This window comes from Amycolatopsis suaedae (genome assembly GCF_004214935.1).
Lineage (GTDB): Bacteria > Actinomycetota > Actinomycetes > Mycobacteriales > Pseudonocardiaceae > Amycolatopsis > Amycolatopsis suaedae.
Genome location: NZ_SFCC01000005.1, coordinates 91980 through 103196 on the forward strand (window position 1 = coordinate 91980; position 11217 = coordinate 103196).

The following is an 11217-nucleotide window of genomic DNA, read 5'->3' on the forward strand; positions in this document are numbered from 1 at the left end:
TCCGCGCACGCGGCGGGACCCGGTCAGTGGACCGGGCGAAAGCTCCAGCCGCGTTTGCGCAGGTCGGCGCCCGTGAGTGCCTGCGGGCGGCCCCGGCCGTCGGTGCCCATCCAGCGGGGCCTGCCGGAGCCGCCCTCCAGGACGTAGGGACGGCCGAGGCTCCACACGACGGTGCACGGTGTGGTCGGGGGTAGGTCGGTGGCGAGTGGGGACTCTGGGGTCGTGCTGTGGTGCGTCATCACTTCTCGCGGTCGGGGTTGCGGGAGATCTTCACCCGGTCTGTCGGCACGCGAGCGGTGATCGTTAACGACTTCGTCTCGATTTCACCCGGATTTTCACCCTGACAACAGAGAGTGAACGAGTCGAGTCCACTGTGGACAGAGGGCGGGCCGGACGCCCCCGCCGGGTCAGTCGTCCTCGCGGAACTCGCCGGGGGGACGCTCGCCGCTCTCGCGGCCGCGCAGCTCGACGCGGCGGATCTTGCCGGAGATCGTCTTGGGCAGCTCGGCGAACTCCAGCCTGCGGATCCGCTTGTACGGCGCCAGGTGCTCCCGGCAGAACGCCAGGATGTCCCGGGCCGTCGCCGCGTCCGGCTCGTGGCCGGCGGCCAGCACGACGTAGGCCTTCGGCACGGCCAGCCGGATCGGGTCCGGCGCGGGCACCACGGCCGCCTCCGCGACCGCCGGATGCTCCAGCAGCACGCTCTCCAGCTCGAACGGCGAGATCCGGTAGTCCGACGCCTTGAACACGTCATCGGTGCGCCCGACGTAGGTGACGTAGCCGTCCTCGTCGACCGAGCCGACGTCGCCGGTGTGGTAGAAGCCGCCGGAGAACGCGCTCGCGGTCCGCTCGTCGTCGTCGGCGTAGCCGACCATCAGCCCGACCGGCCGGTGGTCCAGGTCGAGGCAGATCTCCCCCTCGCTCGCCCGCTCCCCCGTCACCGGGTCGACCAGCGCCACGGTGAACCCGGGCAGCGCGCGGCCCATCGAGCCGGGCTTGACCGGCTGGCCTGGGGTGTTGGCGATCTGGACGCTGCTCTCGGTCTGCCCGAACCCGTCCCGGATGGTGATCCCCCAGGCCTGCTGGACCTGCTCGATGACCTCCGGGTTGAGCGGCTCGCCCGCACCGACCACCTTGCGCGGCGGCGTGCGCAGGACCGTCAGGTCGGCCTGGATGAGCATCCGCCACACCGTCGGCGGCGCGCAGAAGCTGGTGATGCCGCAGCGGTCCATCTGCTCCATCAGCGCGGGCGCCGAGAAGCGGGTGTAGTTGTACAGGAACACCGTGGCCTCGGCGTTCCACGGGGCGAAGACGTTGCTCCAGGCGTGCTTCGCCCAGCCGGGTGACGAGATGTTGAGGTGGACGTCCCCCGGCTCCAGCCCGATCCAGTACATTGTGGACAGATGGCCGACCGGGTAGGACACGTGCGTGTGCTGCACCAGCTTCGGCTTGGCGGTGGTGCCCGAGGTGAAGTACAGCAGCAGCGGGTCCCCGGCCGCGGTCGGCCCGTCCGGCTCGAACGAGTCCGGCTGACCGTAGGCGTCGGCGAAGTCGTGCCAGCCGTCACCGCCGCCGACGGCGATGCGCGTGTAGCCGCCCGGCACACCGGCGAACTTCTCCGTGTCGGCGGCCCGCACGACCACGTGCCGCGCGCCGCCGCGGTCCACCCGGTCGGCCAGGTCGGCGGGCCCGAGCAGGGTCGACGCCGGGATGATGACCGCACCCAGCTTGATCGCGGCCAGGATCGTCTCCCACAGCTCGCCCTGGTTGCCGAGCATCAGGATGATCCGGTCTCCCCTGCCGACGCCGAGCGAGCGCAGCCAGTTGGCGACCTGGTTGGAGCGGCGGGACATCTCGGGGAACGTCCAGCGGTTCTCGCTGCCGTCCTCCTCCACGATCCACAGCGCGTAACGATCGGCGTTGGCGGGATCGGCGGCGACGACGTCGAACCAGTCCAGCGCCCAGTTGAACTCGGTGAGTTCCGGCCACGCGAAGTCGCGGTAGGCGGTGTCGTAGTCCTCCCGGTGCGCGAGCAGGTAGTCGCGTGCCCGCCGGAACCGCTGGTGAGCGTCGTTGCTCATCGATCGCCTCTCTACTCGCCGGTGAACTTCGGCTCGCGCCGCTCCAGGAACGCCTGGGTGGCCTCGGCCAGGTCCTTGCTGGGCAGGAAGGCCGCGTTCCACGACGCGACGTACCGCAGGCCGTCGCCGACCCGCTGCGCGACGTTGACGTCCAGGACGTCCTTGACGCCCTGGACGACCAGCGGCGGGTTCGCGGCGATCTCGGCGGCCAGTTCGCGGGCCGCGGCCAGTACGGCGTCCTGGTCCGGGTGGACGTCGTTGACCAGCCCGATCCGCTCGGCACGGGCGGCGTCGATGTCCTTGCCGGTGAACGCCAGCTCCCGCAGGTGTCCCTCGCCGACGATGCCGGCCAGCCGCTGCAGGCTGCCCAGGTCGGCGACGATCGCCACCCGCACCTCCCGCACGCTGAACTTGGCGTCGGCGCTGGCCAGGCGGATGTCGGCGGCGCTGATGACGTCGACGCCGCCGCCGACGCACCAGCCGGACACCGCCGCGATCACCGGCTTGCGGCACTGTGCGACCGACGACACCGACGCCTGCAGCCTGCGGATCTCGTCGAGGAAGCGGGTGCGCGGGCCTGCCAGCGCCTGCCCGCCGAGCATCTCGCCCCAGCTCGGCATCATCGCGGGCAGGTCGAGGCCGTAGGAGAAGTGCTTGCCGCTGCCGGTCAGCACGACGGCGCGGACCTCGGGGTCGGCGTCGAGGGCGTTGAACACGACGGGCAGTTCGCGCCAGAAGTCGGGGCCCATCGCGTTGCCCTTGCCGGGGCCGAGCAGGGTCACCTCGGCGACGTGGTCGCTGCGGTCCACCTTGAGCGAGACCAGGTTGTCGAGGGTGGCGGCGTCAGTCATGGCTGCCATCTTCACCCAGCCGGGCACGCGGGGCCACCGCCGGGGTGACCCCGCTGGCGGGCTGCCAACCCCCGGGGCGGGATGGTTTCCTTGGACGACAGCGACAACGTCGGGGAAGGGCGGTACGCGCATGAACGTGGCCAACGCCGTGACACTGGACGCCCCGAGGCAGGTCGCGGCCACGCGCCCGGCCCGCCCGATCGAGCTGGCCGGCTCGTTCACGCACGAGGGCCACCGGCTCGCCTACACCGAGTACGGCACCGGCGCCGACGTCGTGGTGCTCAGCCACGGGATCATGTTCACCCGGCGGATGCACGCCCCGCTGGCCCGCAGGCTGGCCGTCGCCGGGTACCGGGTGGTGACGCTGGACCTGCTCGGGCACGGCGAGTCGGACCGGCCGACCGAGTCGTGGCTGTACTCCATGCCCGCCTTCGCCGATCAGACGGTGGCGCTGCTGGACCACCTCGGGATCGACCGGGCGGTCGTCGGCGGGACGTCGCTGGGGGCCAACGTGTCGCTGGAGGTGGCGGTCGCGGCGCCGGAGCGGCTGCACGGGATCGTCGTCGAGATGCCGGTGCTGGACAACGCCATCGTCGCCGGGCTGCTGACGTTCGCGCCGCTGCTGTTCGCCGCCCGGTTCGTCCCGTTCACCGTGCGGGGTGTCGCGGCGCTGGCCGGCCGGGTGCCGCACGGCAACCAGTGGGTCGACGTCGTCACCGACACGCTCGACCAGCAGCCGGCGCCGATGGCCGCGCTGCTGCACGGTGTGTTGTTCGGCCGGATCGCGCCGCCGAAGTCGGTGCGCCGCCGCATCGACGTCCCGGCGCTGGTGATCGGCCATCAGCGGGACCCGATCCATCCCTTCGGCGACGCCGACACCCTGGCCGCGGACCTGCCGGACGCCGAGTTCCTGCAGGCCCGCAGCCCGGTGGAGTTGCGGTTCGACCCCGGCAGGCTGACCGACGCGATCATCGACTTCGTCGACCGCCGCTACGGCCGGGCTACCTGAGTCACTCCTCCCAGCGGTAGTAGTAATAAATCACCACGCCCGCGTTCACTCCCTTGGCGCAGTCCGGTCCCGCCGGGCTGGTGGGTTTTCCGAACGAGTTCGCCTTCGACTGCTTGCAGCCCTCGGGGTCCTCCTCCCACGGGCCGATGTAGACCCAGCGGCCCAGCGGTGAAGCTTGTGCCTGCTCGGTGGCGGACGCGGTCCCACCGGCGACGAAGGCGAGCGACGACGCCGCCGCGGCGATCGCGAGCAGCGAACCGACTTTTCTCATGGGTACCTCCGTAGTTGGAAGAGCCCCTGACCGTAGACAACACCGCTTGCGGATCGGTTGTAAACGATCTGTGGACGGAGTCAGGGCTGGGGCGCCAGCGCCGCGACCGGCCCGATCACCACGATCGCCGGCGGGCGCACGCCGGCCGCCCGGGCCTGCTCGGCGACGGCGTCCAGCGTCGAACGCAGCACGCGCTGGGTGCGCATGGTGCCGTCCTCGACGATCGCCACCGGAGTGTCCGCGGGCCGCCCGCCCGCCAGCAGCACGCCGGCGAACTCGGCCAGCCGTTCCACGCCCATCATCAGCACGATCGTCCCGCGCAGCCGCGCCAGCGCCGCCCAGTCGGTCAGCGAACTCTCGTGGCCCGGCGGCACGTGGCCGGACACGACGACGACCTCGTGCGCGACCCCGCGGTGGGTGACCGGGACGTCGGCGACGGCGGGGACGGCGAACGCGCTGGTCACGCCCGGCACGACGGTGACCGGCACCCCGGCCTCGGCGCAGGCGAGCACCTCCTCGAACCCGCGGCCGAACACGTACGGGTCGCCGCCCTTGAGACGCACCACGAACTTGCCCGCCTTGGCGTGCTCGATGATCGTGGCGTTGATCACGTCCTGGTTGGCGGCCCTGCCGTAGGGGATCTTCGCCGCGTCGATCACCTCGACACCGGCGGGCAGCTCGTCGAGCAGTTCCCTCGGGCCCAGCCGGTCGACCACGACGACGTCGGCGTGCGCGAGCAGCCTGCGCCCGCGCACGGTGATCAGCTCGGCGTCCCCCGGACCGCCGCCGACCAGCGCCACCCCGCGCAGCTCGTCGTCGCGCTGCGTGGTCACCGCGCCGGACCGCAGGCCGTCCAGGATGCCGTCACGCACGGCGGCCGAGCGCCGCGGCTGACCGCCGGAGAGCACGCCGACCAGGACCCCGCCGTGCCGCCCGGTGGCCGGGGTGACGGCGCTGCCGCTGACGCCGGAGTCCGCCCGCACGCAGAACACCCGCTCGGACTCTGCCTCGGCACACACGGCGGCGTTGACCTCGGGACTGTCGGTGCAGGCCAGCGCGTACCAGGCGCCGCCGAGGTCGCCGGCCCGGTAGGGGCGGCGGTGCCAGCGCAGCTCCCCGGCATCGGCCATCGCCTCGACGGCGGGGGTGGCCGACGGCGCGACCACCTCGACGGCGGCCCCGGCGTCGATCAGCCGGGGCAGGCGCCGCTGGGCGACCATCCCGCCGCCGACCACGACGACCCGGCGGCCGGAGAGGTCGAGTCCGGAAAGGTAGTGCAGGTCCTCGGGCATGGCGTAGAGCATGCAACGGACCGCCTGCCCGCGCGCGGGCAGGGCCCGGTGGCGCGTCCCGGCTGTGCGCCTGGCCAGGCTCGTGAAGGCCCCCTTCATTACGTGAGACGTCAGGGCCCCGGCGGAGTCCGGTGGGATGGTGGTCTCGTTGGCGGTGCGGGCGCGGGCCCTGCTGTGGAAGGGGGCGCTTTCACGGACTGGGACGCCATCCACTCCGTGCTCACCGGTCACATCACCACCGAGCACCACACCCGCCCCAGCTGCCACCACGAACGAGACCATCGCGCGTCGGGCACAAGCACGTGAAGGCCACCTTCACCACATGAGACGTAATGAAGGTGGCCTTCACGAGCTTTACCCAGGGCCGGTTGCCTCGCCCTCTGGAACCGGCGTGGCGGACAGTGGGACCAGGCGGGCGGGAACGTACAACTCGCGTGTCAGAACGTACGACTCGCGCCCCGGAACGTACGACTCGCGCGAACGGGCCGCTCGCCACGCCCTACCGGACACCCGACTTTGCCGGGGCCCTGACGTGTTACGTGGTGAAGGTGGCCTTCACGTGCTTTGCACGGCACCGACGCTAGCGGCCCTTGCTCGGGTAGGGCAGCAGCGCCATCTCCCTGGCGTTCTTGATGGCCGTCGCCACCTGCTTCTGCTGGTACGGCGTGAGCCCGGTGACCCGCCGCGCGCGGATCTTGCCTCGGTCGGAGATGAACCGCCGCAGCAGGTCGACGTCCTTCCAGTCCACTTCGGACATGCCCTTCGGCAGCGGGTTGCGCTTGCGGCGCACGGGCCGCGAGTAGTTACGGGACATCGTCACCAGCTCGCCTTCGACACGCCCGGCAGCTGGCCGTCGTGTGCCATCTGCCGCATCCGGACCCGGGAAAGGCCGAACTTGCGCAGGTATCCCCTCGGCCTGCCGTCGGCGACGTCGCGGTTGCGCAGCCGCGTCGGGCTTGCGTCGCGGGGCAGCGCCTGCAGTGCCGACACGGCCGCGGCGCGCTCCTGTGCGCTCGAGCCGGGAGCCGCCACGATCCGCTTCAGCTCCGCCCGGCGTTGCGCGTACCGGGCGACGACCACGCGGCGCTGGGCGTCCTTGGCGATCTTCGACTTCTTCGCCATCAGCGGTCCTCCTTGAACTCGACATGCCTGCGCACGATGGGGTCGTACTTGCGCAGTACCAGCCGGTCCGGGTCGTTGCGGCGGTTCTTGCGCGTCACGTAGGTGAACCCGGTGCCCGCCGTCGACCGCAGCTTCACGATCGGACGAACGTCGTTGCGTGCCATCAGATCCGCTCCCCCCGGGCGCGCAGCCGCGCCACCACGGCCTCGATCCCGTGCCGGTCGATGGTGCGCATGCCCTTCACCGACACCCGCAGCCTGATCCAGCGGCCCTCACTGGCCAGCCAGTACCTGCGGGTCTGCAGGTTCGGCTCCCACCGGCGGGAACTGCGCCGGTGGGAGTGCGACACCTGTTTGCCGTATCCCGGTTTGCGTCCGGTGACCTGGCACACGGCCGACATCCGCCCTCCCAAGTTGGTAATGGAACTCATTTTCATCTACTCTACACAGCCGTGACCGACCTCCGACCACCCCTCACCCTGATCTGCGGTCTCAACGCCGCCGCCAACGCCGAACTGGCCGAGACACTGCGGGCCGGTGATCCGGCGACCGCCGTCGTCCACCACGACCTGCGCCGCATCGGCGAGGGCATCGTGCGCCGGCGCGTGCGGCTCGGCGCCCGTGACCAGCTGACCACCCTCGAACTCGCGCACGGCTGCGTGTCCTGCACCCTGCGGGAGGACCTGCTGCCGCTGCTGCGCACGCTCTCGCAGCGTCCCGAGGTCGGCCGGGTCGTCCTGCACCTGGACGAGGCGATGGAGCCCGAGCGCGTGGTGTGGTCGCTGACCAACGTGCTCGTCGGCGACCGGACGGTGCTGGACTTCCTGCGGATCGACGCCGTCGTCGCCACCGTCGACGTCGCCACCTGGCTCGGCGACGCCACCGGTGACGCCGCGCTGTCCGACCGGGGCCTGCACGGCAGCCCGGACGACGAGCGCACGCTCGCCCAGGTGGCACTGGCCCAGGTCGAGTCGGCCGACGTCCTCGCGCTGCACGGCACCGCGCCGGACGCGTGGACCGCGGCGACGACGGCCGCGGTGCTCGACCGGGTGGCCTCCACCGCACCGCGGCCCGCTCTGTCCACACTGGACCGTGAGAACCTGCTGGCCGCAGTTCCCCGGCACGCCCGGCGCGGCGCCGTCGCGGATCCACACGGGACACTGCTGCACGGCCAGCCGCCACTGGACTCCGACTGCGGAATCGCGCTGCTGCACTACACCGCACGCAGGCCGTTCCACCCGGAGCGCCTGCACGAGGCCATCGACACCCTGCTCGACGGCGTCGTCCGCACCCGCGGCCGGGTCTGGGTGGCCAGCCAGCCCGACGTCGCGCTGTGGGTCGAGTCGGCGGGCGGCGGGCTCGGCATCGGCCACGCCGGACCGTGGCTGGCCGCCGACGACGGCCCGGCGTGGGACGCCGTATCCCCGGAGCGGCGCACCCTCGCGTCGCTGCGCTGGGACCCCGTGTTCGGCGACCGGGCCCAGGAACTGGTCGTCGTCACCCAGCACGCCGCCCCCTCGGAGATCCGGGCGGCACTCGACGAGGCCCTGCTCACCGACGCCGAACTGGCCGACGGAGAGCCGGCCTGGCGGCACTACCCCGACCCGTTCGGCGAGTGGCACGCCGAACCGTGCGAGGACACCGAGACCACCCGCGACGACGTGACGGCGAGCAGCCGGAAGGAGAACGGACAGCAGTGAAACCAGGCATCCACCCCGAGTACGGACCGGTGGTGTTCCAGGACTCGTCGACCGGGGACGCGTTCCTCACCCGGTCCACCATCACCTCGGACCGCACCATCGAGTGGTCCGACGGCAACACCTATCCCCTGGTTCTGGTCGACGTCAGCTCGTGGTCGCACCCGTTCTGGACCGGCACGCGCCGTATCATGGACTCCGCGGGCCAGGTGGAGAAGTTCCACCGCCGCTACGGCAGGAGGGACGCGCGCTGATGGCCGTTCCCAAGCGCAGGACCTCACGCAGCAACACCCGGTCGCGGCGGGCCCAGTGGAAGGCGCAGGCGCCGGACCTGGTGCCGATCGTGGTCGACGGCGAGCGCAGGCTGGTCCCCCGGCGGCTGGTCCGGTACTTCCAGCGGTACGGCCGGTGAAGCCCGACTTCGCCGGAACCGTCTTCGGCGCCGCTGCCGGCGAGTTCGCCCGGTGGTCGGGCAGGCTGTGGCGGCCGCTGGGCGAGATCTCCGTCGCCGCCGTCCGGCCCCGGCCGGGTGATCGGGTCCTCGACGCCTGCTGCGGCGCGGGAGCCTCGGCGCTGCCCGCCGCGGCGGCGGTCGGGCCGGACGGCCGGGTCGACGCCGTTGACGTGGCGGCCGGCCTGCTCGAACAGGGCCGGGCCGAGGCCCGGGTCCGCGGACTGGGCAACGTGCGGTTCGCCGAGCACGACGTGCTGACCTGGGACGGCGAGTACGACCTCGTGCAGTGCGGGTACGGCGTGTTCTTCTTCCCGGACATGGATGCGGGCGCCCGGCGGCTGGTGAGCCTGCTGCGCCCCGGCGGGCGGTTCGCGGTCACCACCTGGCGGCACGACGGGATGGCCCGCGTCGTCCCCATCGGCATGGCCGCGGCGGTCCCCGAACGGCCGGAACTCGCCGCCCACGTCGGCGATCCCGGGCCCGCCGGCCGCATCGACCGGCCCGAGACGCTCGCGGCCTGGATGACCTCGCTGGGCCTGACCGGCGTGACCGTCGCGGAGATCCGGTTCGTGCAGCCGTTCCACTCCGCCGACGCCTGGTCGTTCTACCTGGGCGCCGCCATGCGTGCCTTCGTCGGCGGCCTGGACGAGGCCGCGCTGGCCCGCGTCCGGGACCGGTTCGTCGCCGGCCTCGCCGAGGCCGGTGTCACCGAACTGGACGCGTCCACCCTGGTGGCCGTCGGAGCGACACGCTCTTAGTGCTCGTCGTAGTGGTCGCCGTGCCCGGCGTGGCGGTGCCCGTCGTGCAGGTAGTCGACGTGGTCACCGTGCGGGACGGCGACGTGGCCGCAGCCGTCGCCGTGCACGTGGTCGTGTGCCTCGTGCACGGTGTGGCCGCCCGGCTCGCACTCGTCGTAGTGCCCCTCGTGCGCGCGGTGCAGGTGACCGTCGTGCACGTAGTCCACATGCGACCCGTGCGGAACGGCGACGTGCCCGCAGCCCTCCCCGTGGACGTGGTCGTGTCCGGCGTGTTCGACGTGAGTTGCCGCAGTCATGCCCCCGAGTGTCACCCGATCGCCACGACCCCGCTGGGCGGGTCACTCCATCAGGGAACGGGTGCGTGCGAGCAGGTCGACCTGGCGGCGCCAGTCCGGGCCCGCGACGCCGAGCACGGCGTGGCTCGCACCGGCGGCGGCGTAGGCGGCCAGCCTCTCGGCGGCCGCCTCCGGGGTGCCGGTGAGCGGGATCGTCACCGCCTGGTCGAGCGGCATCCCGTAGGCGCCGGCGATCCCTGCGCCGAGTTCCGCCGCCGACGGGACACCGTCGCCCAGCGCGGCGAGCCCGCCGATGGCGATCGCCGGGGCGGCCCGCCCCGCGGAGCGCTCGGCGAGATCGGCGGCGCCCGCCGCGAGCCGCTCGGCGGTGATCAGCGAGGGGAACCAGGCGTCCCCCGCGGCGACCGCGCGGCGGCGGGCGACGGCCGAGTGGTTGCCCACCCACAGCGGCGGAACGGCGACGGCGGGGGCCAGTTCCACGACCGTCTCCCCCTCCGCTCCGTCGACCAGGGTCGGCTTGCCCGCCAGCAGGTCGGGCAGCAGCCGCAGCGCCCGGTCGGTCCGCGGACCGCGTTCGGCGAACGGAACCTCGGCCGCCGCCCACTGCTCCGCTCCCCCGCCCGACCCGATCCCGAGGATCAGCCTGCCGCCGGACAGGTACTGCAGGCTGGCGATCTGCTTGGCCGCCCACACCACCGGGCGGATGGCGGGGACGAACACACTGATCCCGACGCGGACCCGTTCGGTGACCGCCGCGGCGGTGGCCAGCCCCAGGCCGCTGTCCAGTACCGGGGTACCGGTCGCCAGGTGGTCGCCCAGCCACACGCTGTCCAGGCCGGCCGCCTCGGCGTGCCGGGCGGCGTCACGCAGGTCGAGGCCCTGCTGCCGCTGGGCGTCGACCGACGGCAGGATCACTCCGATGTCCATGGAGCGATCCTGCAACCTCTACGTTGCTGGAGGTCAACCGATGACGACGAGCCCCAGCACCGACGAGGACGTCGACGCGTAGAGCGTGGTCCCCGGGTAGAAGACGCGCAGCGACAGCGACGCGGCGACGTGGAAGCTCAGGCTGAGGCTGTAGCGGCCGTTCGGCCTGCACGAGGTGTCGGCGATGGTCACCCACGCACCGGCTTCCAGCTTCTGCACCAGCAGCGGCTCCAGGCCGGCGGCGTGGTCCCCGGCGACCACCTCGAGGCTGCCCTTGAGCTTGACCTTCTCACCGACCTTGACCTGGCTCTTGTCCAGTTTGGCGTGGACCTTCAGCGGTTTGCCTGCCGTCTCGGCTGCCGACGACACGGGCGCCGCCAGCACGAGGGCGAACGCGGTGGCGAGGGCGAGGAGAATGGCTCGGGTACGCATCACGGAACCCCTTTCCCGCGGGTGATGG

17 protein-coding genes are annotated in these 11217 nt (G+C 72.4%); 5 read left to right on the forward strand and 12 right to left on the reverse strand.

What is annotated here, in order from left to right:
- Window positions 1–23: 23 nt before the first annotated feature.
- The 3 genes from EWH70_RS11255 to EWH70_RS11265 form a co-directional block, all read right to left on the reverse strand.
- The gene (locus EWH70_RS11255) at window positions 24–239 is read right to left on the reverse strand and encodes a hypothetical protein (protein ID WP_130475265.1); all 216 of its coding nucleotides are present in this window, start codon (window positions 237–239) and stop codon (window positions 24–26) included.
- Between the two features lie 168 nt (window positions 240–407).
- Window positions 408–2081, reverse strand: a complete 1674-nt coding sequence (locus tag EWH70_RS11260; protein WP_130475266.1) for an AMP-binding protein — start codon at window positions 2079–2081, stop codon at window positions 408–410.
- An 11-nt stretch (window positions 2082–2092) separates the two neighbouring features.
- Window positions 2093–2932 carry a crotonase/enoyl-CoA hydratase family protein gene (locus EWH70_RS11265; RefSeq protein WP_420809051.1) on the reverse strand — a complete coding sequence of 280 codons (840 nt, stop codon included), beginning with the start codon at window positions 2930–2932 and terminating at the stop codon, window positions 2093–2095.
- Window positions 2933–3062: 130 nt separating this feature from the next.
- Here EWH70_RS11265 and EWH70_RS11270 point away from each other — a divergent pair, with 130 nt between their 5' ends.
- Window positions 3063–3941: an alpha/beta fold hydrolase gene (locus tag EWH70_RS11270; RefSeq protein WP_130475268.1), complete on the forward strand. Its 879-nt coding sequence runs from the start codon at window positions 3063–3065 to the stop codon at window positions 3939–3941.
- Between the two features lies 1 nt (window position 3942).
- Here the strand turns inward: EWH70_RS11270 and EWH70_RS11275 are convergent, their stop codons facing one another.
- From EWH70_RS11275 to rpmB, 6 genes are all read right to left on the reverse strand, one after another.
- On the reverse strand, window positions 3943–4212 hold the full coding sequence (locus EWH70_RS11275) for a hypothetical protein (protein WP_130475269.1): 270 nt from the start codon (window positions 4210–4212) through the stop codon (window positions 3943–3945).
- A gap of 80 nt (window positions 4213–4292) precedes the next feature.
- The gene (gene cobA / locus EWH70_RS11280; RefSeq protein ID WP_130475270.1) at window positions 4293–5504 is read right to left on the reverse strand and encodes a uroporphyrinogen-III C-methyltransferase; all 1212 of its coding nucleotides are present in this window, start codon (window positions 5502–5504) and stop codon (window positions 4293–4295) included.
- A 580-nt stretch (window positions 5505–6084) separates the two neighbouring features.
- A complete protein-coding gene (gene rpsR, locus EWH70_RS11285; protein ID WP_130475519.1) occupies window positions 6085–6318 on the reverse strand; it encodes a 30S ribosomal protein S18 in 234 nt (77 codons plus the stop codon).
- 2 nt (window positions 6319–6320) lie between these two features.
- Window positions 6321–6626: a 30S ribosomal protein S14 gene (rpsN, locus tag EWH70_RS11290; RefSeq protein WP_130475271.1), complete on the reverse strand. Its 306-nt coding sequence runs from the start codon at window positions 6624–6626 to the stop codon at window positions 6321–6323.
- Window positions 6626–6790, reverse strand: a complete 165-nt coding sequence (gene rpmG, locus EWH70_RS11295; RefSeq protein WP_130475272.1) for a 50S ribosomal protein L33 — start codon at window positions 6788–6790, stop codon at window positions 6626–6628. Before rpmG ends, rpsN begins: the two co-directional genes overlap by 1 nt.
- Window positions 6790–7026 (reverse strand): 50S ribosomal protein L28, encoded by a 237-nt coding sequence (gene rpmB / locus EWH70_RS11300; RefSeq protein WP_130475273.1) that lies wholly within the window; start codon window positions 7024–7026, stop codon window positions 6790–6792. Before rpmB ends, rpmG begins: the two co-directional genes overlap by 1 nt.
- 51 nt (window positions 7027–7077) lie before the next feature.
- Here rpmB and mrf point away from each other — a divergent pair, with 51 nt between their 5' ends.
- From mrf to EWH70_RS11320, 4 genes are read left to right on the forward strand one after another with little or no spacing between them, the layout of a single operon-like run.
- Window positions 7078–8325: a ribosome hibernation factor-recruiting GTPase MRF gene (gene mrf, locus EWH70_RS11305; RefSeq protein ID WP_130475274.1), complete on the forward strand. Its 1248-nt coding sequence runs from the start codon at window positions 7078–7080 to the stop codon at window positions 8323–8325.
- Window positions 8322–8576 carry a type B 50S ribosomal protein L31 gene (locus EWH70_RS11310; protein ID WP_130475275.1) on the forward strand — a complete coding sequence of 85 codons (255 nt, stop codon included), beginning with the start codon at window positions 8322–8324 and terminating at the stop codon, window positions 8574–8576. The genes mrf and EWH70_RS11310 overlap by 4 nt, the downstream gene beginning before the upstream one ends.
- Window positions 8576–8734, forward strand: coding sequence for a 50S ribosomal protein L32 (gene rpmF, locus EWH70_RS11315; protein WP_130475276.1), 159 nt, complete (start codon window positions 8576–8578; stop codon window positions 8732–8734). The genes EWH70_RS11310 and rpmF overlap by 1 nt, the downstream gene beginning before the upstream one ends.
- The gene (locus EWH70_RS11320) at window positions 8731–9534 is read left to right on the forward strand and encodes a class I SAM-dependent methyltransferase (protein ID WP_130475277.1); all 804 of its coding nucleotides are present in this window, start codon (window positions 8731–8733) and stop codon (window positions 9532–9534) included. Before rpmF ends, EWH70_RS11320 begins: the two co-directional genes overlap by 4 nt.
- Here EWH70_RS11320 and EWH70_RS11325 read toward each other — a convergent pair.
- From EWH70_RS11325 to EWH70_RS11335, 3 genes are read right to left on the reverse strand one after another with little or no spacing between them, the layout of a single operon-like run.
- The gene (locus EWH70_RS11325; protein ID WP_130475278.1) at window positions 9531–9830 is read right to left on the reverse strand and encodes a hypothetical protein; all 300 of its coding nucleotides are present in this window, start codon (window positions 9828–9830) and stop codon (window positions 9531–9533) included. The two genes, EWH70_RS11320 and EWH70_RS11325, sit on opposite strands and share 4 nt — an antisense overlap.
- Before the next feature lie 42 nt (window positions 9831–9872).
- Complete coding sequence (locus EWH70_RS11330) at window positions 9873–10757, reverse strand: LLM class flavin-dependent oxidoreductase (RefSeq protein WP_130475279.1); 885 nt, start codon at window positions 10755–10757, stop codon at window positions 9873–9875.
- Between the two features lie 33 nt (window positions 10758–10790).
- Window positions 10791–11189 (reverse strand): hypothetical protein, encoded by a 399-nt coding sequence (locus EWH70_RS11335; protein WP_130475280.1) that lies wholly within the window; start codon window positions 11187–11189, stop codon window positions 10791–10793.
- Between the last annotated feature and the right edge of the window lie 28 nt (window positions 11190–11217).